At 40.6% G+C, this 21,694-nt stretch carries 23 protein-coding genes, 1 other RNA gene and 1 pseudogene; 3 read left to right on the top strand and 22 right to left on the bottom strand.

Annotation, left to right across the window (positions count from 1 at the left end; all coding sequences use genetic code 11):
* Positions 1 to 129 precede the first annotated feature (129 nt).
* The 3 genes from Q9Q35_RS05560 to groES all read right to left on the bottom strand — a co-directional run bounded on the left by Q9Q35_RS05560 (position 130) and on the right by groES (position 4,081).
* Positions 130 to 1,959 (bottom strand): APC family permease, encoded by a 1,830-nt coding sequence (locus Q9Q35_RS05560; RefSeq protein WP_304652514.1) that lies wholly within the window; start codon positions 1,957 to 1,959, stop codon positions 130 to 132.
* Between the two features lie 174 nt (positions 1,960 to 2,133).
* Positions 2,134 to 3,750, bottom strand: coding sequence for a chaperonin GroEL (groL, locus tag Q9Q35_RS05555; RefSeq protein WP_304652513.1), 1,617 nt, complete (start codon positions 3,748 to 3,750; stop codon positions 2,134 to 2,136).
* Between the two features lie 46 nt (positions 3,751 to 3,796).
* Positions 3,797 to 4,081, bottom strand: a complete 285-nt coding sequence (gene groES / locus Q9Q35_RS05550) for a co-chaperone GroES (protein WP_004048331.1) — start codon at positions 4,079 to 4,081, stop codon at positions 3,797 to 3,799.
* 208 nt (positions 4,082 to 4,289) lie between these two features.
* Between groES and Q9Q35_RS05545 the strand changes: the two genes are divergently transcribed.
* Positions 4,290 to 4,928 carry a CPBP family intramembrane glutamic endopeptidase gene (locus Q9Q35_RS05545; protein ID WP_304652512.1) on the top strand — a complete coding sequence of 213 codons (639 nt, stop codon included), beginning with the start codon at positions 4,290 to 4,292 and terminating at the stop codon, positions 4,926 to 4,928.
* Between the two features lie 38 nt (positions 4,929 to 4,966).
* Here the strand turns inward: Q9Q35_RS05545 and Q9Q35_RS05540 are convergent, their stop codons facing one another.
* Positions 4,967 to 5,596 carry a redox-sensing transcriptional repressor Rex gene (locus Q9Q35_RS05540; protein ID WP_304652511.1) on the bottom strand — a complete coding sequence of 210 codons (630 nt, stop codon included), beginning with the start codon at positions 5,594 to 5,596 and terminating at the stop codon, positions 4,967 to 4,969.
* 169 nt (positions 5,597 to 5,765) lie between these two features.
* Here Q9Q35_RS05540 and Q9Q35_RS05535 point away from each other — a divergent pair, with 169 nt between their 5' ends.
* Positions 5,766 to 7,724, top strand: coding sequence for an ATP-binding cassette domain-containing protein (locus tag Q9Q35_RS05535; RefSeq protein WP_304652510.1), 1,959 nt, complete (start codon positions 5,766 to 5,768; stop codon positions 7,722 to 7,724).
* Positions 7,725 to 7,821: 97 nt separating this feature from the next.
* Here the strand turns inward: Q9Q35_RS05535 and tsaD are convergent, their stop codons facing one another.
* The 3 genes from tsaD to tsaB are packed head-to-tail and all read right to left on the bottom strand — an operon-like array spanning position 7,822 to position 10,143.
* Positions 7,822 to 8,853: a tRNA (adenosine(37)-N6)-threonylcarbamoyltransferase complex transferase subunit TsaD gene (tsaD, locus tag Q9Q35_RS05530; RefSeq protein WP_304652509.1), complete on the bottom strand. Its 1,032-nt coding sequence runs from the start codon at positions 8,851 to 8,853 to the stop codon at positions 7,822 to 7,824.
* On the bottom strand, positions 8,832 to 9,434 hold the full coding sequence (gene rimI / locus Q9Q35_RS05525; protein ID WP_304652508.1) for a ribosomal protein S18-alanine N-acetyltransferase: 603 nt from the start codon (positions 9,432 to 9,434) through the stop codon (positions 8,832 to 8,834). The genes tsaD and rimI overlap by 22 nt, the downstream gene beginning before the upstream one ends.
* Entirely contained in the window at positions 9,418 to 10,143 is a 726-nt protein-coding gene (gene tsaB, locus Q9Q35_RS05520) for a tRNA (adenosine(37)-N6)-threonylcarbamoyltransferase complex dimerization subunit type 1 TsaB (protein WP_304652507.1), read from the bottom strand. The genes rimI and tsaB overlap by 17 nt, the downstream gene beginning before the upstream one ends.
* A 195-nt stretch (positions 10,144 to 10,338) precedes the next feature.
* On the opposite strand from tsaB, the gene Q9Q35_RS05515 reads away from it, so the two are divergent.
* Positions 10,339 to 11,316 (top strand): asparaginase, encoded by a 978-nt coding sequence (locus Q9Q35_RS05515; RefSeq protein WP_304652506.1) that lies wholly within the window; start codon positions 10,339 to 10,341, stop codon positions 11,314 to 11,316.
* A 59-nt stretch (positions 11,317 to 11,375) separates the two neighbouring features.
* Here the strand turns inward: Q9Q35_RS05515 and Q9Q35_RS05510 are convergent, their stop codons facing one another.
* From Q9Q35_RS05510 to Q9Q35_RS05440, 15 genes and pseudogenes are all read right to left on the bottom strand, one after another.
* Positions 11,376 to 12,116 carry an acyl-[acyl-carrier-protein] thioesterase gene (locus Q9Q35_RS05510; protein WP_304652505.1) on the bottom strand — a complete coding sequence of 247 codons (741 nt, stop codon included), beginning with the start codon at positions 12,114 to 12,116 and terminating at the stop codon, positions 11,376 to 11,378.
* Between the two features lie 14 nt (positions 12,117 to 12,130).
* On the bottom strand, positions 12,131 to 13,012 hold the full coding sequence (gene rsmI, locus Q9Q35_RS05505) for a 16S rRNA (cytidine(1402)-2'-O)-methyltransferase (protein WP_304652504.1): 882 nt from the start codon (positions 13,010 to 13,012) through the stop codon (positions 12,131 to 12,133).
* Positions 13,012 to 13,362, bottom strand: a complete 351-nt coding sequence (locus Q9Q35_RS05500; RefSeq protein WP_304652503.1) for a DNA replication initiation control protein YabA — start codon at positions 13,360 to 13,362, stop codon at positions 13,012 to 13,014. The genes rsmI and Q9Q35_RS05500 overlap by 1 nt, the downstream gene beginning before the upstream one ends.
* 21 nt (positions 13,363 to 13,383) lie before the next feature.
* Positions 13,384 to 14,376, bottom strand: a complete 993-nt coding sequence (gene holB, locus Q9Q35_RS05495) for a DNA polymerase III subunit delta' (RefSeq protein ID WP_304652502.1) — start codon at positions 14,374 to 14,376, stop codon at positions 13,384 to 13,386.
* Positions 14,377 to 14,495: 119 nt separating this feature from the next.
* Positions 14,496 to 14,819, bottom strand: a complete 324-nt coding sequence (locus Q9Q35_RS05490) for a cyclic-di-AMP receptor (protein WP_304652501.1) — start codon at positions 14,817 to 14,819, stop codon at positions 14,496 to 14,498.
* A 10-nt stretch (positions 14,820 to 14,829) separates the two neighbouring features.
* Positions 14,830 to 15,462 carry a dTMP kinase gene (gene tmk, locus Q9Q35_RS05485; RefSeq protein ID WP_304652500.1) on the bottom strand — a complete coding sequence of 211 codons (633 nt, stop codon included), beginning with the start codon at positions 15,460 to 15,462 and terminating at the stop codon, positions 14,830 to 14,832.
* Positions 15,463 to 15,586: 124 nt separating this feature from the next.
* Positions 15,587 to 15,826 (bottom strand): YaaL family protein, encoded by a 240-nt coding sequence (locus Q9Q35_RS05480; protein WP_304652499.1) that lies wholly within the window; start codon positions 15,824 to 15,826, stop codon positions 15,587 to 15,589.
* 21 nt (positions 15,827 to 15,847) lie between these two features.
* Positions 15,848 to 16,447, bottom strand: a complete 600-nt coding sequence (recR, locus tag Q9Q35_RS05475) for a recombination mediator RecR (protein ID WP_304652498.1) — start codon at positions 16,445 to 16,447, stop codon at positions 15,848 to 15,850.
* 20 nt (positions 16,448 to 16,467) lie between these two features.
* On the bottom strand, positions 16,468 to 16,782 hold the full coding sequence (locus Q9Q35_RS05470; protein WP_304652530.1) for a YbaB/EbfC family nucleoid-associated protein: 315 nt from the start codon (positions 16,780 to 16,782) through the stop codon (positions 16,468 to 16,470).
* A gap of 18 nt (positions 16,783 to 16,800) precedes the next feature.
* A complete protein-coding gene (gene dnaX / locus Q9Q35_RS05465; RefSeq protein WP_304652497.1) occupies positions 16,801 to 18,537 on the bottom strand; it encodes a DNA polymerase III subunit gamma/tau in 1,737 nt (578 codons plus the stop codon).
* Between the two features lie 76 nt (positions 18,538 to 18,613).
* Positions 18,614 to 18,700: signal recognition particle sRNA small type (ffs, locus tag Q9Q35_RS05460), an RNA gene on the bottom strand.
* Positions 18,701 to 18,763: 63 nt separating this feature from the next.
* The gene (gene tadA, locus Q9Q35_RS05455; protein ID WP_304652496.1) at positions 18,764 to 19,216 is read right to left on the bottom strand and encodes a tRNA adenosine(34) deaminase TadA; all 453 of its coding nucleotides are present in this window, start codon (positions 19,214 to 19,216) and stop codon (positions 18,764 to 18,766) included.
* Position 19,217: 1 nt separating this feature from the next.
* On the bottom strand, positions 19,218 to 19,823 hold the full coding sequence (locus Q9Q35_RS05450; protein WP_304652495.1) for a class I SAM-dependent methyltransferase: 606 nt from the start codon (positions 19,821 to 19,823) through the stop codon (positions 19,218 to 19,220).
* Between the two features lie 116 nt (positions 19,824 to 19,939).
* Positions 19,940 to 21,406 carry a glycoside hydrolase family 1 protein gene (locus tag Q9Q35_RS05445; protein WP_304652494.1) on the bottom strand — a complete coding sequence of 489 codons (1,467 nt, stop codon included), beginning with the start codon at positions 21,404 to 21,406 and terminating at the stop codon, positions 19,940 to 19,942.
* Between the two features lie 123 nt (positions 21,407 to 21,529).
* A pseudogene (locus Q9Q35_RS05440) lies at positions 21,530 to 21,694 on the bottom strand (PH domain-containing protein); the annotation flags it as partial.

Below are 21,694 nucleotides of genomic sequence, written 5' to 3'. Positions count from 1 at the left end.
GAGAATTCATTATCAGCTAAAAAGCCTATAATTCAAGTATCATTTTACCATAAACCAGCGAATGGGTCATTTTTTGCATGAGAAAAATTAAAAAGGGTCGTGAAATATATCCTCCACGACCCTAATATTTTATTTTTTCAAGTGGTAGCTATAGGTCGACACGATAATATTTTCGTGAGTCCCTAAAGCTGACCGTAAGCGTAAACTCGTCTGATTATGCAAGATATTTTGCCAAGGTTTTTTCGGCACAAACTGCGGTACCAAAACCGTCAACGAGTAATTGCGTTGTTTAGCATCCTTAGCGATCACATCGCAAAAGCGCAAGACTGGTGGCACGACTGACCGATATGAAGAATGCAGATCAACAAAGCGTACATCAGGAAAGGCCATTTTGAATTCCTGCGCTGTTTCGTGTTCTTTTTTAGGATTAGTATCAAACGAAACATGCATTGCGATCACATTATCACTGATCGAACGTGCATAGTTGATCGCTCCAGTCGTTACGTGTGTGACTGAGCTAACTAACACGATGACCGTTGAACCGGAATAATCATGCAATTGTTGCTCTTCACTTAAGCGCAGTTGAGCTGCTACAGTAACATAATGACTATGGACCTTATAAAAACCAAAGAGCAGTATCGGCATAATGATCAAATATGGCCAAACGTTATCAAAGTGTAACCAAAATAAAAAGACCACTAAAGCCAATGAGATCACTGCCCCCAATAGATTGAAACAAGAATTTAAGATCCAGTGCTTACCCTTGTGGCGCTTCCAATGGATCAACATCCCTGATTGTGAGAGAGTAAATGGCACAAAGACCCCGACTGCATACAATGGGATCAATAAATTAGTCTGACCGTTAAAGATAAAGATCAACACGATCGCCCCGATCGCTAGCGCAATGATCCCATTGGAATAACCTAAACGATCACCTTTATCCATAAACATATGAGGCATAAATTTATCCTTGGCCAAGTTATAGGCTAAGATCGGAAAAGCCGAAAAACCAGTATTAGCTGCCACTGCCAAGATCATAGCAGTTGATAATTGCAGTAAATAGTAGAAAATACCATGACCAAAAACAGCACCTGCAATCTGAGAAAGCACCGTTTGTTTAGGATCTGGTAAAATACCTAGATAATAACTCAAAAAGGTGATCCCACTAAAGAAGACTGCTAAGATCAATGACATGATCGCCAAAGTGTTTGCCGCATTACGCTTTTTAGGCTCTTTAAAATTAGGAACTGCATTACTGATAGCTTCTACCCCAGTCAATGAAGATGAACCTGCTGAAAAAGCTTTTAAAAATAGTAATAACGACATTCCTGGTACTGTATCACCAATATGAGCTGCGGCTGAATATTGGATCTTACCTGTTACAATATTAAACAAGCCTAAAGCGACCATCGAAACGATCATGATCACAAAAAAGTACACCGGGATCGTCAGAAACGAAGCTGATTCACGCATCCCCCGTAAATTCAGTGTCATGATAAATAAGACGATCACAACAGAGAGAAAAACACTGTGTGCTTGTAAGCTCGGGATCGCTGATGTAATAGCTTCTGTCCCAGATGTAACCGAAACAGCCACAGTCAGCATATAATCAACTAAAAGTGATCCGCCAGCAACTAAGCCTGCGCTTGTCCCCCAATTTTTAGTCGCAACTACATAAGCACCGCCCCCAGAAGGATAAGCATTGATGATCTGACGATACGACATTGTGATCGCAAACAACAAAAGTAACACGATCCCAGCAGCTGGTAATGCATACCAGGTCGCAGCAGCCGATAAAATAAATAGTGCTGTTGTGATCTGTTCTGTCCCGTATGCCACTGATGACAACGCATCCGAGGAAAGCAAGGCCAAAGCTTTGAATTTAGTCAAAGACTGCCCACTTTCTTCAGCAGTTTTTAGCGGTTGTCCGATCAATAATCTCTTTAAATATCGATACATAAACAGAAAAACCCCTTTTAGCTAGTTAGCCATTTTGATAGCTACTGGCTGATTAGATTTTAAATTCAAAAATTCTAGGTCACTTCAAAAAGTAACAGTTGAATTTTACACCAATCTCACAAAAAAAGCATCCTAAAATTTTAGGATGCTTCAAAAAATTTTTATTTAACTTGCTTACATCATTGGCCCTTGTGGCATTTGAGCTGCAACATCATTGTTTTCTTCTGGTTTATCAGCTACAACTGCTTCAGTTGTTAACAACAGAGCTGAGACAGAAGCAGCATTTTGTAGTGCTGAACGAGTTACTTTGGTTGGGTCAACGATACCAGCTTCGATCATATCGACCCATTCATCAGTAGCAGCGTTATAACCGACACCGGCTTTTTGTTCTTTAAGTTTTTCAACGATCACAGAACCTTCTTTACCAGCATTGATCGCGATTTGACGAACTGGTTCTTCAAGAGCACGTTTAACAATGTTGATACCTGTTTGGACATCACCAGCTTCACTCAAAGTAGCTACATCATCGATCACATCGATCAAGGCTGTTCCACCACCAGGAACAAAGCCTTCTTCAACAGCTGCGCGTGTAGCATTCAAAGCGTCTTCGATCCGGTATTTGCGTTCTTTTAATTCGGTTTCAGTAGCAGCCCCGACTTTGATAACGGCTACCCCACCAGCTAATTTGGCTAAACGTTCTTGGAGTTTTTCTTTATCAAATTCAGAGGTCGTTTCAGCGATCTGCTTTTTGAGTTGTTCAACACGTTCAGCGATCTGTGCTTTATCGCCAGCACCTTCAACGATCGTTGTATTTTCTTTTGTAACTGTTACACGACCAGCTGTCCCTAATTGATCTAAAGTCGTATCCTTTAATTGAAGACCAAGGTCATCCGTGATCACAGTTGCACCAGTTAAAACAGCGATATCTTGTAACATTTCTTTACGACGATCACCAAAACCTGGAGCTTTAACAGCTACTACATTGAATGTCCCACGGATCTTGTTCAAAACAAGCGTAGGCAATGCTTCACCATCAACATCGTCAGCAATGATCAACAATGGACGACCTTGTTCAACGATGGATTGTAATAATGGTAAAACTTCTTGGATGTTAGAGATCTTCTTATCAGTTACCAAGATATATGGATTTTCAAGATCTGCTTCCATCTTATCATTGTCAGTTACCATGTATTGAGAAAGATAACCACGATCAAATTGCATACCTTCAACAACATCTAGTGAAGTATCGATCCCTTTGGATTCTTCGATCGTGATCACACCGTCGTTACCGACCTTTTCCATGGCATCAGCGATCAATTTACCAACTTCTTCATTAGCTGAAGAAATAGATGCGATCTGAGCAATATCACTCTTAGATTCAACTTTGTGTGACATCTTGTGCAAAGCATCTACTGCAGCTTTAGTAGCCAATTCGATCCCGCGACGGATACCTACTGGGTTAGCACCAGCCGTCACATTTTTCATTCCTTCGTTAACGATCGATTGTGTCAAAACAGTAGCTGTTGTTGTACCATCGCCAGCAATATCATTAGTCTTGGAAGCTACTTCAGCTACAAGCTTAGCACCCATATTTTCAAAATGATCTTCTAATTCGATCGCCTTAGCGATCGTTACACCATCATTTGTGATCGTTGGTGTGCCGTATGATTGTTCCAAAACAACATTACGACCCTTAGGACCGATCGTTGATTTTACAGTATCAGCTAACTTATCTACACCAGCAAGCATCTTTGCGCGTGCATCTTCTGAAAACTTGATTTCTTTTGCCATTTCTAATTCACCTCATACGAATTAAATTCAATGTTTACTTATATATTTATTCCACAACGGCAAGAATATCTTTTTCGTGCATTACTAAATATTCTTGACCTTCAAATTCAACTTGAGCACCAGCGTACTTGTCAAAAACGACAACATCACCGACTTTAAGTGTCATTTCTAATTTTTTGCCATCATCAAGGATACGTCCCGTACCAACAGCAACAACTTTAGCTGTTTGTGGTTTTTCTTTAGCACCGCCAGCTAAAACGATCCCACCCACAGTTTTTTCTTCTTCTTTTTCGACCTCTAAAATCACGCGATCTCCTAATGGTTTAAGCACGTTATATCCCTCCAAATTCTTTTTAGCACTCTAACAACCTGAGTGCTAATCGATTACAACTATTACTATACTAACTTTACTTTTAAATTGCAAGTATTTTATCACTCATACCCCAAGAGTGCTAAAATATTTTTGAAATTGGTTTGAATAAATAGCGGTAAAAACATATAATCTAACTATTGAAACTTTATAGTTAGGATCTTTATTGATGAAAAAACAGTTACAGTTAAATTCACTTATCATTTTAAGTATCTATTGTGGCACAATGACTCTGCCCCCTTTATTGTGGATGATCTTCAAAAATGCCTGGTATTACCCAGCCGTGACCGTTTTAGATCTCATTGGTTGTTGTATGATGCTCTACTTGGCGCACAAATTTCCTTTTAAAGATCGTTTTTTGCGCACTTCAAAAAAGCTTGCACTTCGCCAAGAAATCTATTACATTATTTTTGGTACACTAGCGCTTGTTTTGTTGCAATGGCTAAGTTCATATATAGAGATCAATTTTCTCGGACAGCCTAGTTATTCGGCTAATACTGGGTATCTTTTGGCAGTTCTTACCAAATATCCATATTATTTGGTAAATATTGTCATTTTAGCTCCGATCATGGAAGAATTCGTCTTTCGCAAAGTCTTATTTGCTAATCTCGGCTCCGTGATCGACCCAATAGGAGCTGCCCTTGCCTCTAGTTTACTCTTTAGTTTCGCTCATCAAGACGGACATTATTTGACTTATGCTGGTATTGGACTGGTACTTTGTTTTCTATATGCTAAGACAGGCCGTTTACGCATCACGATCTTAGCCCATAGCTTAATGAACTTGCTTATTATTATAAGTGCTTGGTAACAAAAAAGGATGTGTGGTACACACATCCTTTTTCATAGTTATTCAAAGTGTTGCAAAAAATAGATCAAGGTCTGCAATTCATTAGTCAGATCGACATTTTGGACGCGAACATCGTTAGGGACCGTGATCCGCAATGGAGTAAAGTTCAAGATCCCCTTGATGCCTGCTGCAACTAATTCATCAGTCACGGTCTGAGCTTTATCAGCTGGAACCGTCAAGATCGCGATCTCTATTTGCTGTAGTTGGAGTTGCTCTTGCATATCTTCCATCGGATAGACTGGGATCCCACTTTGGATCAAACCAGTGATCTTTGGGTCGATATCAAAGGCCGCACTGATCCGCGCGTTATTGCTCTTGTGAAAGTTATAATTCAATAACGCATGGCCTAGATTGCCCACTCCGATCAAAGCTACATTATTTAATTTATCTTGACGTAGCGTTTTTTTGAAAAATGCTTGCAAGCTTGTGATATCATAACCGTAGCCACGCTTGCCTAAAGCACCAAAATATGAGAGATCACGTCGGATCGTTGCTGGATCTATCTTAACAGCTTCAGCTAATTCAGTCGAAGAGACATGCTTTTTACCAGCATCCGCTAAAATATTGAGATAGCGGTAATAGATCGGCAAACGTTTTGCCGTTGCCTTAGGAATATTTGGGTTCACCATCTAGTTTCTCCTCTCAGATTACTCAATATGATAAATTTTAGCATAACAACTGTACTAAAAAAATTAAAAAATTGTAAATTAATTCACAATGTAACTAATAATTGCTGTCTTAGCGCAGTTTTAATTTTTTAACTTTGTGAATCGACTAATTATTCAAGTAGGTGAAAAAATGATTTTATTACAAGCACAACAAGTCGCTCGCCATTTTGGTGCGGATGTCTTATTTGAAAATATCGATCTCGATATTCAGGAACATTCTCGTATCGCTTTGGTCGGAAAAAACGGTGCCGGTAAATCGACACTTTTAAAAATGATCATCGGTGAACAGGCTCCTGACAAAGGTCAGATCGTAACAAAAAAAGGCTTAACAATGGGCTATCTTGCCCAAAATACTGGGCTTGAATCCGATAAGACGATCTATGAAGAAATGCTTAGCGTCTTTGATAATTTACGCCAAATGGAACAAGATCTCCACAAATTAGAGGCACAGATCGCTGATCCAAATGCAGATCATGCCTCAAAAGCTTATCAACAATTACTAAGTCGCTATGATCAACTATTACATGATTTTAAAGAGCAAAACGGCTATGGTTATGAAAATGAGATCCGTTCTGTTTTACACGGTTTTCATTTTTATCCAGAAGATCACGAGCGCCCGATCGCCTCGCTTTCTGGAGGCCAAAAGACCCGCCTTGCCTTGGCTAAATTACTTTTGGAAAAACGCGATCTTTTGATCTTAGACGAACCAACTAACCACTTAGATATTGAAACTTTAACTTGGTTAGAAGCTTATATCCAAAATTATCAAGGCGCTCTCTTGATCGTTTCTCATGACCGCTATTTTCTAGATAAGATCGTCAATGAAGTTTATGAGATCACACATGGTAAAGCTCACTACTACAAAGGAAATTATTCCAACTATATCACGGAACGTGAAAAAAGAGCTCAGTTAGCGTGGAAGAACTATGAAAAACAACAGACCGAGATCCATAAACTCGAAGATTTCGTCAACAAAAATCTCGTGCGGGCTTCTACAACTAAACGAGCTCAAAGCAAACGTAAACAGCTCGAAAAAATGGATCGCCTCGATCGTCCTGAAGGGCCTGAAAAAAATATGCATTTTCGCTTCAAAGCTGAGCAAGAAAGTGGCAATGTCGTTTTAACAGTCAGTGACGGCGCGATCGGCTATGATGGTCAGATCATTTCCGAACCGATCAACTTTGAACTGCGCAAACGCCAAATATTTGCAGTCGTGGGACCAAACGGGATCGGTAAATCGACCTTGTTAAAAAGTATTCTTGGTAAACGACCCTTCATCAAAGGAAAAGCTACGTTTGGTACCAATGTCCATCCCGGTTACTACGATCAAGAGCAACACAATCTTCACCCACAAAAAACCGTCTTAAATGAACTTTGGGATGATCATCCAACGACACCTGAAAAAGATATCCGTTCGATCCTAGGGAGCTTTCTTTTCAGTGGTGACGATGTCAAAAAGATGGTCCACAGTCTATCTGGGGGCGAAAAAGCGCGTTTATTACTGACAAAACTTGCGATGAAACACGATAATTTCCTAATTCTAGACGAACCGACCAACCATTTAGATATTGACAGTAAAGAGGTCTTAGAGCAAGCTATCAAAGAATTTGACGGCACGATCCTCTTAGTCTCACACGACCGTTATTTCATCAACAAAGTAGCCACCAGCGTCTTAGAGATCGCTCCAACTGGTAGCACACTTTATTTAGGTGATTACGACTATTATGTAGCTAAAAAAGAAGAACAAGCTGAGTTAGCTCAAGCAAAGGCCAAAGCAACACAGTCTGTAGTCGTAACTAAAAAAGAGATATCCGCTGGGAAACAAAGCTATGCTCAAAGTAAAGAGCATCAAAAAATGGAACGCAAACTCACACGTAAAGTCGCTGAATTAGAAGCTAGAGTTGAAGAACTCGATGAAAATAAAACTGAATTAGAACAAGCGATGGCATTACCAGAAAACTTCAATGACCTCGATAAGATGGCAAAATTACAAGCACAGCTCGAAACGATCACGACCCAATTAGCAAAAGCAGAAGCATCTTGGGAAAACAGCAGCATGGAACTAGAAAATTTCAACCGCAAAAACTAGAACAGTGCAGATAACTCCTAGAAAATAACGCGGGCCTCACTATGCAAGATCATAGTGGGGCCCGCGTTATTCATATAGCTCTGATCACTTCTATTATCTAGTTTTCTTCTAACCAATCAAATTCTAAACTCGGGTCAGCATTTAGGTCTAAGTTAGCAAAGATCTTATCATTGTAAGCCGCATAACCAGCAGCACCGATCATCGCCGCATTATCACCACAAAGTTTTAAAGGTGCTTTTAATAATTCAACATCTTCAAAGCGTTTCAACTCTTCATCTAAACGATCACGTAAACCTTGATTAGCTGCCACACCACCAGCCAAGATCAATTGTTTGACCGGATAATTCTCCAATGCACGGACTGTTTTTTGAGCTAAAACATCAACAACGCTTTGTTGGAAACTAGCCGCTAAGTCAGCTTTATCCAAGATCTCTTTTACTTGATCAGCATGATGGACTGTATTGATGAAGGCACTCTTTAATCCACTAAAACTGAAGTCATAGTTGTCCTCTTTTTCCATTGCACGTGGGAAATCAAAAGTATCTCTACCTTTATGTGCTAATTCATCTATCTCTTTTCCAGCTGGATACGCTAATCCTAAAACGCGTCCGACCTTATCATACGCTTCACCCGCCGCATCATCACGCGTCTCACCAATGATCTTAAAGTCATTTGGTCCAGCAAGGTAAACTAATTCCGTATGTCCACCTGAAACAAGTAATGCTAAAGCTGGAAATTTGATCTCACCAGCAAAATTGGCAGCATAGATATGCCCCGCCATATGATTGACCGGGATCAAGGGAAGATCATGTGCAAAAGCGATCATCTTAGCGGCTGTGACCCCAACTAATAATGATCCCACTAAGCCTGGGCCATAAGTCACAGCTACAGCATCCAAATCAGCATAGGTCACATCAGCTTGTTCTAAGGCATCTGCAATACATAAGGTTATCTGTTCAATATGGTGTCGACTAGCAACTTCGGGAACAACGCCCCCGAAACGCTTGTGACTCTTGATCTGGGTCGCAACGATATTTGATAAGATCTTATTACCATTTTCGATCACCGCAACGCTCGTCTCATCACAGCTTGATTCAAAAGCCAAAATCAAATTCCGATTTTTTTCCATCCTTTTTCAACTCTCTTTTTTAAATTTCTATTTACCAAGTTATAGCTGTACTCTAACCCATCTTCATCTTTGTAATAAGCATTTTTGACAGCTACTTCTTTAAAGCCAGCTCGTCTATATAACGCTTGTGCTTCTAAATTGCTACGTCTGACATCTAAGCTCAAACGGCGGCACCCATATTTTTTAGCTTCGATCTGCAAAGTCTCTAACATCATCAGACCTAATCCTTGATGTTGATATTCTGGTAAAACTGCAATGTTAGTCACATGTGCTTCACTAGGACCATAAGTAAGGTCACACCCTGCAAAAGCTACCATGCGATCTTCATAGCGCACAACGATATAAAGAGAGGTCATTTTATTTTGAATGTGCTTTTCAAAATCTTCGTAGCTCCAAGGTCGATCTCCAGCATATACTGAACTTTCGATCTCAAGCATTTCAGCAATATCCGGGACGATCGCACGGCACATCAAATAATTTTTATCCTCAACGACTACATTATGACAACCAAAATCTAAATTAGGTGTTGGTTGAACTGGTTTTAGCAACGCCAAAAGTTTATCTTTATACTTTTTCAACATAAGAATCCGCTTGATCCTTTCCAGGGTGTTTTTCCATCCATTGTACTTCTGCTTGTGTCAAACGTAAATAATGCGGTACAAATGTCAAAGTATCCGCTACAGAGCGATCTTTGCCCAAAAGCCCTAACAAATAAGCACTCGGATAATCATCTTTAGGAGCACTGAAATGATAATTATCAGCCCTAAGAAGTTCTTTAAAGCGTTCACGATAAATTTTGGCATCCGCTCCGATCAAGCAAACTTTTTTATCCTTTAAAAATTCGCATAACTCAACGACTGAGAGATGTTGATCAGGTAAAACTTCAACTAACTTGCCTGCCTTATTTTGATAAATACCGGCAAAAACATTTTCACGACGCGCATCAAAGATCGGTACTAAAAGTTCAGTTGTGTCATTTTGACAATTAGCTGCCAAAAGTTCTAGACTTGAAACCCCAACTAATTCCTTATTCAAAGTAAAAGCTAGCGTCTTAGCAGCCGTCACTCCGATCCTAAGTCCAGTGTATGAACCTGGTCCAGCAGAAACAACGATCCGATCAAGATCTTGTGGTGTTGTATCTGATTTTTTGAGCATCTCAGAAATGATCGGCATCAAAGTCGTACTGTGCTTTCGTGCCATATTGAGCGTTGTTTCTGCTAATAACGTATCATCTTCTAAAACCGCCACGCTCAAAGGACGATTTGAAGTATCCAAGGCTAATATCTTCATCTTGCAGCTAACTTCCTTTTATCTATTCTTATTACTTAAAATCACAATGAATATCTTAACATAAATCATTACAGAAAAAAGCTTTTATTTCAATTAGACAGCCTATCGACATTCATTGGTTTAATCGTTATAATAAAAAAACGGTATTTTGTGCATTACTAGCATTACTGATGCACCTAGAAAGGAAGACGCAAAATGAAAAAAATTCTTATTTTGCACACCGGTGGTACGATCGCAATGTCAGAAGACGAAAACGGTGCGGTCGCTCCCGGAAAAGAAAATCCCCTCAATCAATTTAAAAACCCTTTTAGTTCTGATCATGAACTCGTGATCGAAAATATCTTCAATATCCCTTCACCCCATATGGATCCTGCTAATATGCTCGTATTGCAACAGCGGATCATCAAAGCCTATGAAAATGAAAATATCGATGGTGTCGTGATCACTCACGGAACTGACACACTTGAAGAAACGGCTTATTTTCTCGATCTGACTATCCCATTTAAGTTGCCGATCGTCTTAACTGGAGCGATGCGTTCGGCTAATGAGATCGGTTCTGATGGCTTGTACAACTTCAAAACAGCTATCTTGACCGCTGCTAGTCCTGAAGCTAAAGGCATGGGCGTCTTAGTGGTCATGAACGATGAGATCCACACAGCTCGCTATGTGACTAAGACTCATACCACTAATGTTGCGACTTTTAGGACTCCAACTTTTGGTCCGATCGGGCTGATCTTGCGCGATGAAGTGCGTTTTTTTGAAAAACTACTCCGCCACCGCAGTGTTTTGATCGATCACGTAGTTGACCACGTTTATCTTTTCAAAGCATATGCTGGAATGGACCCAGAATTACTTGAAATAGCGCTCAATGATCAAACTAACGGCGTCGTGATCGAAGCTTTGGGTGCAGGAAATCTTCCGCCTAGAGTTTTGCCTGTGATCGAAAAATTACTGGCTAAAAAGATCCCCGTAGTGCTTGTATCCCGGAGTTTCAACGGGATCGCCCAAGATGTTTATGCCTATCCTGGTGGAGGCGTCCAACTAAAACAAATGGGTGTCACCTTTTGCCACGGCTTAAATGGTCAAAAAGCTCGGATCAAACTCTTAGTCGGTCTAAGTGCTGGACTAAGTGGTGCTAAACTAGCCGATTTTGTCTCGGATGCTGTTTCTTAAATAAAATAAGAGTGTAAGCAATACGGTACTGACCGTATTGCTTACACTCTTATTTTTTATTATCTCCAAGTCACTTGTGCACTGCAACTCAAAGTCCCGTCAGCCATATAGATCTCATGTAATGTGGTCAACTCGTCTTTTGAACGAAGTAATTCCACTTTACTAGTGCAAGTTTGTCCATAATTCAATTCATGCTCATATTTGATATTCAAAGCTACTGGCTCATGTTCCATTAAAAATTTTTTATCCAAAACATCTAGCATCCATTCGATATAATGAACATTGTTGACATGATGATTACTATCAATATCAAAATACCGCACGCGATAATCTTTGGCTAGTTCAACTTCTTCTAACCGTTTAGGACTTGCTAAACGTTCGATCGATCTGATCGGTTCAGGACCAAAAGGTGCGATCACATCAGATGTTATTCGCGTGATCTTTCGAGTTTCTAGATCAAGTAATACAAAAGCAGTATGCATCTTGGCCAACAAATCACCTTGTTCATCTCGAAGACAGAAATCACGGTAACAAAAATAGCGATTGTAGGCCGTTGCTTTTGTTTCGATCACAACTTTTTCATCACATCTAGGTAAACGAGTGACCGAAAGTAAGTGTTGTGTGATCACCCAACCATGACCTTGCGCATTTAATTTTTCTTCCGGCATCCCGACAGCTTTTCCCTGCGCATAGGAAGCTAGCATCATCAAATCGACCAATTTACCTAGACTCAATTTACCAGTAGGGTCAGTTTCATAGTAAACGATCTGATGGGGCAACCGATATAAATTTTTTGCCATTGTTTTATTTGTCCTTATAATTGATGATATTCGTTATAAACATCCTGTTTTTTCAAACCATTTAATTTTGCGACCTCTTTGATCGCTACATTAGGTTTCAACTGTTTTTGGGCGATCAAAGTTGCTACTTGCTCAGCTAAGGGCAACTCCAGTAAAGGATCTGCTTTTTTAGCTTGTGGGGCACTATTTCCTTGGACCACGACCACAAATTCGCCTCGGATCTCTTCATTTGTAGCCCACTCTACTGCCTCAGCTAACGTACCACGCAAGAACTCTTCATAGCGCTTAGTCAGCTCGCGACACAAAGCGATCTTACGCTCTGGACCAAAAACAGCTTGCATTGCCAACAAAGTCTTTCTCAGGCGGTGCGGTGCTTCATAGAAGATCAGTGCACAAGTTTGTTGCTCTAATTGCTCTAAAACTTCACGCTGCTCATTTTTCTTCCGGGGTAAAAAGCCATAAAACATGAAAGGTTGAGGCGTTATCCCCGAAGCGATAAGTGCACTCAAAGCTGCATTGGCTCCTGGCAGTGGGACAACTGCAATATCAGCTTGAATACAAGCTTTGACCAATTCATGTCCTGGATCACTGATCGAAGGCATCCCTGCATCACTTACTTGGGCTAGATCTTGCCCCGCTTGTAGTTTCTCGATCAAATAAGGGATCCGTTCTTGCGTATTATGCTCATGAAAGCTGATCTGCGGTGTTTTGATCTCAAAATGGTTCAACAAGCGCATCGTATTGCGCGTATCCTCAGCACAGATCAGGTCAACATTTTCTAAGATCTCAAGTGCCCGAAATGTCATATCCTGTAGGTTTCCGATCGGTGTTGGTACTAGATACAACGTTCCTTGCTCATTTTTTTCTCTAAAACTACTCTTTTGCTTAATTGACATTAGTGTCGCTCCCCATAGATAACATCTTGACAAAAGACACACGGTTCATCGTTTATCCTCCGTGAGCCATACATGTTGTCTACGTTACAAACATGGAAACCTTCTTCGTAAAGCTTTTCCAAATTTTTACGTGACTTGGAAAGACCGGCTTCTTCATTGCTTATCTCTTGTGTTTTCTTTTGTTCTAATTCGTGAAGTCTTTCACGTAGATGTTGATTTTCGATCTCTAACTCTGCATTTTTCTCGATGATCCGTGTCATCTCTTCTTTCACGCTCGCCAGCATCGCTTGTACATCGCGTGACATTTCTTCCATATTTTCAAAATTGTCATATAATTCGCGTTTATCCACAAAATCACCTTCAACCTGTTATCATGCTTGATACCAACTGCATAAATTCAAAGTCAGTGCCTCTAAGATACTCTGAAATGAGACATTGACCGCTCGTTGCCGTTTAGTCGAAAGGACAGCTTCAACGGCGCGGATAGCTCCATTTTCTGGAATCTTTAAATTTTTTTCATTGAGCTCTTTACTATACATTATAAAGGCAACGTCCTCATTTTTACCATATTTTAACAATAAAATATCACGTGTTAATAAGACTATCAACTGTAATAACCGATCTTGGCTAGTTTTATCGGTCGCATATGGCATCAATTTGTTCTGGACCCCTACAAAAGCACGCCAATCATTTTGTAAAACTTGATTAAACCACTCCCAAACATTGGCGAGTAATTTATTAAAATCTTCGTCACCATCAAGTTCTTGAGCTTCTTTTTGACTATTAGTCAAATGTGCTAATAAATTAGCCTTATCTGCCCCGATCCCCTTAGTTTCTAACGTTGCAACTAATTTCTTTAATGTCAGCGAAGACAATTCAACTAACTGACACCGTGAGATGATCGTTGGCAAGATCTGGTTTACACTATCTGACAATAAAAAGGCCGTTACATCGCCACTTGGTTCTTCTAAAAATTTCAACAGACTGTTAGCGGCACTGATCGTCATCTTTTCAGCATTTTGAATGATAAAAAGTTTCCGATTGCTCTCGACCCCACTTTTGACGAATTCAGCTTTCAAATATCTGATCTGGTCGACTTTGATCGAATTTCCTTCCGGTTTGATCTCAACTACATCAGGTTGATTATTCTGGGCGATCCGCCGACACTCATTGCATTTTAAGCATGGATAGCCGTTTTGCTTTTGTTTACAAAAAACGGCTTGGGCGACCCAATGAGCTAGCTTATTTTTTCCTGTCCCACGTGGACCAGAGAATAAATAAGCATGGGCCAATTTTTTATTGTCCACCAATTTGGCAAAGTGCTTTGTCAAACGTGGTTGGAGCTCGATGATCGACTGTTCCATAAACTTCAACTATATCAAATGTGGCACCATCAAAACTAGATGACTAGAAAAAATATAGTTTTCCCTTCTTAATTATTTCTTGTTATCAGTTGCACATTTTTTTTCTAACTGATCTCTTCTTAAAAATGAAAGAACTGTTCGACTGGTAAAACGAAAACGGTGGCCCCACCGACTTCGATCTCGACCGGATAAGTACGCTCAACTTGACCTTCAACATTCACTGGTGGCGTGATGTATTCCGCACGCTTAGAGGATGCCTGTTTGATCAACTCTAAAACTTCAGCTACCCGTTTATCTTCGATCCCGATCATAAAAGTCGTATTTCCCGATCGTAAAAAGCCACCAGTCGTTGCTAACTTGGTCGCTCTAACATCAGCTTCAACAAAAGCATTGCTCAAATTATTGCTATCTTTATCTTGGACGATCGCAATGATCATTTTCATTTCAAAACACCTAGTTTCTAACGGGAATTTTACTACTTAAGACTAGCTCAACATCAGCTATCACATCAGTAAGTTTCTGGCTAGCATCGATCGTCACGATCCGCTCATTTTCAGCGGCAAGTTTTTGATATGCTTGATAGACAGTCTCATAAAACGATAGTGCTTCTTTATCCAAGCGGTTAACTTCATCTTGACGATTCTGCTTGATCCGCTCAAGTCCTAGACTCGGTTCGATCGCTAAGTAAATGGTCAGATCTGGCTCTAGACCAGCTGTTGCAAACTGATTCATCTGTTTTACTTCAGCTACCCCAATATCACGCCCAGCCCCTTGATAAGCTAGAGAACTATCGACAAAACGATCACACAGCACTACCTTTCCCGCTTCTAAGGCCGGAAGCACAGTCTCAACCAGATGTTGACGCCGTGCAGCAGCATATAATAAAGCTTCAGTCCGCGCATCCATTTCAGTGGATCTCTCATCTAAAATAACATTTCGGATCTGTTCTGAAATGCGATTACCGCCTGGTTCACGCGTCCGTAAATAATCGATCTTGGCAGCTTTCAACTTAGTTTCGATCGCGTTTAGAACACTAGTTTTCCCTGATCCATCAGTACCTTCAAAGGTAATAAAAAATCCGCTCACTTGTAAAACCCCATTTTCATTTATTGATTTTATTGTACTGTAACATTTGCTGGCTGTCCACGACCCTATTTTTTCAAAAAGAAAAAGCCTGCCATTTCAGTTGGACTGCTTGACAGGCTAGTTTTTAATAATTGATCACTGACGCTTGAATATGGCCCTTGACCTGACGATATTTAGCTTCACGATAGAGAAACTCATACTTAGCACGAGCTAGACTCACTTCAGCCAACAATTCATCATCAACGTCATAGACTGCAGCTGCAGTTTGGCGGGCTTGATCCCAATCCAACTTAGCTTGATCAATATCTTTTAATAGTAATTCATTAAAAGAGCGTCTAAGTTTTTGCTTATTTCTTCTAAACATCAACTTCAAACTTCACCCCAACTAGATCTCTTGGCGGTTTTTCACCGCATTATACAGTGTCATCTCATCAGCATACTCAATATCACTTCCGACCGCTAAGCCGTGTGCTAAACGAGTTGTCATGATATTAGCTGGTTTGATCAACTTCGAAATATACATTGCCGTTGCTTCACCTTCAGGCGTTGCATTAGTCGCCAAAATGACTTCTTTGATCTGACTATTTTGCTGGAGACGTCGCAGCAAACTGGTGATATTGATGTCTTCAGGCCCTTTACCTTCGATCGGCGACAAAACACCATGTAAAACATGGTATAAGCCACGATATTCTTGCATTTTTTCCAAAGCCATCACATCTTTGACTTGCTCGACTACGATGACTTGACTTTGATCACGAGTCTTATCCGCACAGATCACACACGGATCAGTTTCCGTGATATTGCCACAAATGCTACAATAACTGAGATCATTTTTAGCTGCGACTAGTGCTTTAGAAAAAGCAACAACATCGCTTTCCTCCATGTCGATCGTAAAAAATGCCAAGCGAGTTGCGGTCTTTTCACCGATCCCCGGCAACTTTAGATAACTATCGATCAACTTAGCGATCGGTTCAGGATATTGCATCGTCTAACCTTCTTTCGCGCTTAAAAGCCAGGCATATTGCGGGAATATTTACCCATTGTTTTTTGCGTTTGGTCATCGATCTTAGCCATCGCATCGTTAACAGCCATGATAACTAGATCTTGTAACATATCAATATCATCCGGATCGACAGCTTCTTCTTTGATCGCAATATCAGTCATCTTGTGATCACCAGTAAATTTGACTACTACCGCATCATCAGAAGCATGACCTTCAAAGATCGTTGCATGTAATTCTTCTTGATCCTTTTGCATTTGCTTTTGCAATTTTTGCATTTGTTTCATCATACCTTGCATGTTCATTCCACGCATCATAATAAATCATCCTTTCAAATTCTAATCATTTTTGACTTCAACTAATTGTTCCCCAAAGAGTTCTTGTGCCTTAGCAACGACTTCAGGCACAACTGACTGTACCGGTGATTGGATCACTTGTTCGTCACTTTCAGGTGCTTTTTGCCTGACATCACCATGTTCACTCAAATAGTGGCTCCTGATCTCAGGCCAACGATTACCTGGGATAAAGATCAAATGTGGGGCTGCACCGAGTAAACGACTCAGCCCATTACCCAAAACATCTTGGAGTTCTTGATTTTCAAGGGCACGTTGGCATAAGATATCGTATTCAAAACCGATCACGATCCCATCTGGGCTAGCTGCGACTGGCTTGGCAACTTGCATCATTGCCCGTTGAGTCACATTCAACATATTCATCAGATCGCCCCAAACTTGACGAACCTGCATCAAGTCTTGCTTAGAAGCTTGATCTAAGACTTCATAGATCTTACTCAAATTCAGCTTCAACTCACCATTTTGCTTAGTAGCTTTACGGTTTGATCTTGGTGGTGTCTGCGCTTTAGCAGGTACACCCGAAGTTTGAAGCTGTTTGAAACTTTGCTCTAATGCATTGAGTTGCTTTTGTAACTGTGACATTTTAGCATCAGTTGCTGGATCTGATGTCACCTGCATTGCGACTGGTGCACTTGTGACCTGTAACCTTGACAATTTGACCGTCAACACTTCTAAATAGATCGCTTCATGAACAGTAAAACGCATATTTTCTTGTTGCTCATTTAAAATATCGATCATTTGATAGAGCTGTTCTGGATCGACCTCACTTGCGAATTTTTTAAAATCATCATCGAGCATCCCTAACTCGCTTTCTTCGACGAGCTTTGGTGCTTGTTGATACAATAAAAGATCGCGACAATAGTTGATCAGATCCTCGATCAAACGCTTGGCATCCTTACCGTCTTCCAAGATCTCATGGATCGTAGCCAAAGCACTACTCGTATCTTTAGCCACAACTTGATGCAGATACTTAGTCAAGTTATCACGTGTAACACTTCCGGTGACAAGTAGCGCATTATCCAACGTCACTTGGTTATCGCCAAAGGATAACACCTGATCTAAAATACTCAACGCATCCCGCATCCCACCTTCAGCAGCCTTGGCGATCACTTTGAGTGCTGCTTCATCATAGGTAAAGCCTTTTTGCTGTAGGATATACTCCATCCGTTTTAAGATCGCTTGTGGGGTGATCCGGCGAAAATCAAACCGCTGGGTCCGCGAAATGATCGTCGTTGGGATCTTATGTGGCTCGGTCGTCGCTAGGATAAAGACGACATTGGCGGGTGGTTCTTCTAACGTTTTTAGTAATGCATTAAAAGCTCCGGTCGACAGCATGTGAACTTCATCGATGATATAGACTTTGTAATCCGCTTGTGTTGGAGCGTATTTAGCCTTATCGCGAATATCTCGGATCTCTTCGACCCCATTATTTGAGGCCGCATCGATCTCGATCACATCATTTAACCGTCCCGCTGTGATCGCCTTACAAGTCTCACATTGATTGCAAGGTTCACCGTCTTTTTGGTTTTGGCAGTTGATCGCTTTAGCAAAGATCTTAGCTGCCGAAGTTTTCCCAGTTCCCCGCGGGCCGGTGAAGAGATAGGCATGTGTCGTCTGTTTTGTCAACAACGCATTTTTTAGCGTCTTCGTGATAAATTCTTGCCCCACAAGATCACTAAAAACTTGCGGACGCCAGACACGATATAAAGCCTGATAGCTCATCAACCATTGCTTCCTTTCTTTTTCAGTTTAAAAAAAAATCTCGATCAACGTTAAATGACCGAGAGCCTAATTTCATATTAACTTAGGGCACATGCTGAACCAAACTTAGTGCTGCTTCCTTCCGGACCTGACACGCTTCGTAAGGACAACATTGCCCTAAGGCCTTACGGCATATTCTATATTACATGAAATTAGATAAAATTTCCAGTCTTTAAATCAATTATTTTTATTTTTTACGCAAATTCGAAAAAAAATCACTTAAGATCTGCGCACATTCAGCTTGTAGCAGCCCCTTTTGCACCGTGACTTGATGGTTGAAACGTGGATCCGTCAGTAAATTCATCAAAGTTCCAGCTGTGCCAGCTTTTTCATCAGCTGCACCATAATAGACTTTAGAGATCCGCGAATTAATGATCGCTCCACTACACATTGGACAAGGCTCTAGTGTCACATATAACTCAGCTTCTGGTAAGCGCCAACTGTCTAACACTTGATTAGCCTGCGCGATCGCGATCATCTCGGCATGTTTTTCAGCTTGCTGGGTCGTTTCGCGCAAATTATGTCCCCGCCCGATGATCTGCCCTTGATACACTATGACACAACCGATCGGAACTTCGCCTAGAACTTGAGCCTTCTTAGCTTCAGCTAGGGCAGCTTGCATAAACTCTTCTCGTTTCATTTTAGCTTTCTTTCACACTCTGTAAAATGAAATAACCTTTATCTTTTAAGATAACTTCACAGTTACCAAAGACTGCTTCCATTTTCTTCTTCGCAGACGGTGCACCCTGCTTTTTTTGTAAAACTGCGACTAACTTGCCCCCGACAGCTAGATGCTCTTTTGCAACTTCCAAGATCTCATGTACGACTGTTTTTCCTGCTCTGATCGGCGGATTAGTCACGATCAACTGATAATCTGTCTTCGTTATATTTTCATAGATGCTTGAAGCAAAGATATTGACATTTTCGATATCGTTTTGCGCCGCATTTTTTCGAGCTAATTCTAACGCTAATTCATTGACATCGACCATATCGACTGTCACGCTAGGTGCTTTTTTGGCCAAAGCTAAGCCGATCGGTCCATAACCACAACCAACATCTAAGATCGCACCCGTAAGATCGATCGTTGCTAAAGCATTTAACAAGACACGTGAGCCATAATCAACTGTATTTTTGGAAAAGACCCCATTATCTGTTACAAAAGTAAGATCGTGTCCTAATAGTTCAAAATTCCAGTATTTCTCATCATGTTCGACATTTGGATTCTTTGAATAATAGTAGTTTTCCATTCAGTCACCAAATTTCCTTTTCAAGTTATCTTCACTTTTCTAATTATATCATATCTAGCTTTAGTCTTTGCTTACAAGACAATAACAAAAAACTAAGGACAGTGCTTCTCCTATCCTTAGTTTAATCGATCAAGGTCTTTGCCATTAGTTGCGATCACTTTTTGATACCAATAAAAAGAGTCTTTAGGAATCCGCTTCAAACTTCCTTTACCCTCGTCATCTTGATCAACATAGATAAAACCATAACGCTTTGACATCTCAGACGTTGAAAATGAGATCAGATCGATCGGTCCCCACATCAAGTAACCGAGTAAATCCACCCCATCAGCTAGCGCCTCTTGCATCTGTTCGATATGCGCCCGCAAGTAATCGATTCGGTAATCATCATGGATCTTGCCATTGCCATCTGGTGCTTCAAGCATCCCGACCCCATTTTCAACGATAAACAGTGGCACTTGGTAACGATCCCACAGCTCGTTTAAAGATATCCTAAGCCCCACTGGATCGATCTGCCAGCCCCAAGGAGTTTCCTCTAGATACTTATTCTTGAGTCCATATGAAAAATTACCTAGTTCCTCATCTTCTCCTGTAGCTGTTACAGTCGACATATAATAGCTAAAGCTCAAATAATCAACTTTACCTTCTCGTAGAACTGCTTGATCACCAGATTCCATTTTGAGCGTGATCCCGTGTTCAGCAAAGAAGCGGTTCATGTAATTAGGGTACTCTCCTCTGACCTGAACATCGGTACAAAATAAATTTTGGTCATTTGCTTGCTGAGCAGCTAAAACATCAGCTGGATCAGTCGTTGCTGGATAAGTCTGCATACGTGCTAACATACATCCCATTTTATCTTCTGGCTCCATCTCATGTAATTGCGTTGTTGCTAGGGCACTGGCAATAAATTGATGGTGTAAAGCTTGATAGCGTTGTTGTAATTTTTCTTGCTCGGTCAAACCATCTTCAAGTGCCCCAGTTTCATGGAACCCCCATACACCAGTATTGATCTCATTGAATGTGATCCAATACTTGACTTTATCTTTATAACGTTCAAAAACAGTTTGCGTAAAGCGCATAAAATCACTAATGGCTTCTCGACTAGCCCAACCATTATATTTTATGGTCAGACCCAAAGGCATCTCATAGTGCGATAATGTTACGACCGGCTCAATGTTATATTTTTTCATTTCAGCGATCAAATCATCATAAAATCTCAGTCCTGCTTTATTCGGACTCTTTTCATCACCATTAGGAAAGATACGAGCCCATGCGATCGAGATCCGTAGAGCTTTAAAGCCCATTTGTGCAAATAATTTGATATCAGCTGGATATTGATGATAAAAGTCTATCCCCCGCCGTTTAGGATAATCACCTACTGTTTGCTCCGCTAATGCTTCTTTAAGGGAGTCTCTTGTCACATTTTCCATTGAGATCTGTCGCCTATCAGTGGCCTTTTTTACGACTTCAGCAGTCGTCAGGCCCTTGCCATCAGCATTGAAGGCACCTTCGATCTGATTTGCCGCTGTAGCACCACCCCATAAAAAGTCTTTCGGAAATGTGTGTGGATAATCTGTTTGATACATCTTGCTTACCTTCTTTATCATTAACTCACTTTGAGCGTAGCACTTTTAGTCAGCCTGTACAAACTTTTACACTTATCCTTTTAGGCACATAAAAAGCTGCAGTCTTATCTACAGCCTTTAGCCTTATTTATTTATTCGTTGCCGATTTGCCAATGCTAATTCGGATAAGTAACGATAGAGTGGCAAAATATCGATCCGCTTAGGAAATTCAAATTTCATTGTTGTCAAATTTTCCTTATGTGGCTTTTGATAAACATTTTCCAAAACAGTCACTTTGATCTCACTGTC

The sequence above is a fragment of the uncultured Ligilactobacillus sp. genome, assembly GCF_948826705.1.
Taxonomy (GTDB): domain Bacteria; phylum Bacillota; class Bacilli; order Lactobacillales; family Lactobacillaceae; genus Ligilactobacillus.
Note: the sequence above shows the minus strand (reverse complement) of the source record. Positions and strands in the feature narration are given on the sequence as shown.

Bases quoted from the DNA above. Each gene is read 5' to 3' on its own strand.
- Q9Q35_RS05560 (WP_304652514.1), bottom strand. From the start codon at position 1,959: ATGTATCGATATTTAAAGAGATTATTGATCGGACAACCGCTAAAAACT.
- groL (WP_304652513.1), bottom strand. From the start codon at position 3,750: ATGGCAAAAGAAATCAAGTTTTCAGAAGATGCACGCGCAAAGATGCTT.
- Q9Q35_RS05545 (WP_304652512.1), top strand. From the start codon at position 4,290: ATGAAAAAACAGTTACAGTTAAATTCACTTATCATTTTAAGTATCTAT.
- Q9Q35_RS05540 (WP_304652511.1), bottom strand. From the start codon at position 5,596: ATGGTGAACCCAAATATTCCTAAGGCAACGGCAAAACGTTTGCCGATC.
- Q9Q35_RS05535 (WP_304652510.1), top strand. From the start codon at position 5,766: ATGATTTTATTACAAGCACAACAAGTCGCTCGCCATTTTGGTGCGGAT.
- tsaD (WP_304652509.1), bottom strand. From the start codon at position 8,853: ATGGAAAAAAATCGGAATTTGATTTTGGCTTTTGAATCAAGCTGTGAT.
- rimI (WP_304652508.1), bottom strand. From the start codon at position 9,434: ATGTTGAAAAAGTATAAAGATAAACTTTTGGCGTTGCTAAAACCAGTT.
- tsaB (WP_304652507.1), bottom strand. From the start codon at position 10,143: ATGAAGATATTAGCCTTGGATACTTCAAATCGTCCTTTGAGCGTGGCG.
- Q9Q35_RS05515 (WP_304652506.1), top strand. From the start codon at position 10,339: ATGAAAAAAATTCTTATTTTGCACACCGGTGGTACGATCGCAATGTCA.
- Q9Q35_RS05510 (WP_304652505.1), bottom strand. From the start codon at position 12,116: ATGGCAAAAAATTTATATCGGTTGCCCCATCAGATCGTTTACTATGAA.
- rsmI (WP_304652504.1), bottom strand. From the start codon at position 13,012: ATGTCAATTAAGCAAAAGAGTAGTTTTAGAGAAAAAAATGAGCAAGGA.
- holB (WP_304652502.1), bottom strand. From the start codon at position 14,376: ATGGAACAGTCGATCATCGAGCTCCAACCACGTTTGACAAAGCACTTT.
- Q9Q35_RS05490 (WP_304652501.1), bottom strand. From the start codon at position 14,819: ATGAAAATGATCATTGCGATCGTCCAAGATAAAGATAGCAATAATTTG.
- Q9Q35_RS05480 (WP_304652499.1), bottom strand. From the start codon at position 15,826: ATGTTTAGAAGAAATAAGCAAAAACTTAGACGCTCTTTTAATGAATTA.
- recR (WP_304652498.1), bottom strand. From the start codon at position 16,447: ATGCAATATCCTGAACCGATCGCTAAGTTGATCGATAGTTATCTAAAG.
- dnaX (WP_304652497.1), bottom strand. From the start codon at position 18,537: ATGAGCTATCAGGCTTTATATCGTGTCTGGCGTCCGCAAGTTTTTAGT.
- tadA (WP_304652496.1), bottom strand. From the start codon at position 19,216: ATGAAACGAGAAGAGTTTATGCAAGCTGCCCTAGCTGAAGCTAAGAAG.
- Q9Q35_RS05450 (WP_304652495.1), bottom strand. From the start codon at position 19,823: ATGGAAAACTACTATTATTCAAAGAATCCAAATGTCGAACATGATGAG.
- Q9Q35_RS05445 (WP_304652494.1), bottom strand. From the start codon at position 21,406: ATGTATCAAACAGATTATCCACACACATTTCCGAAAGACTTTTTATGG.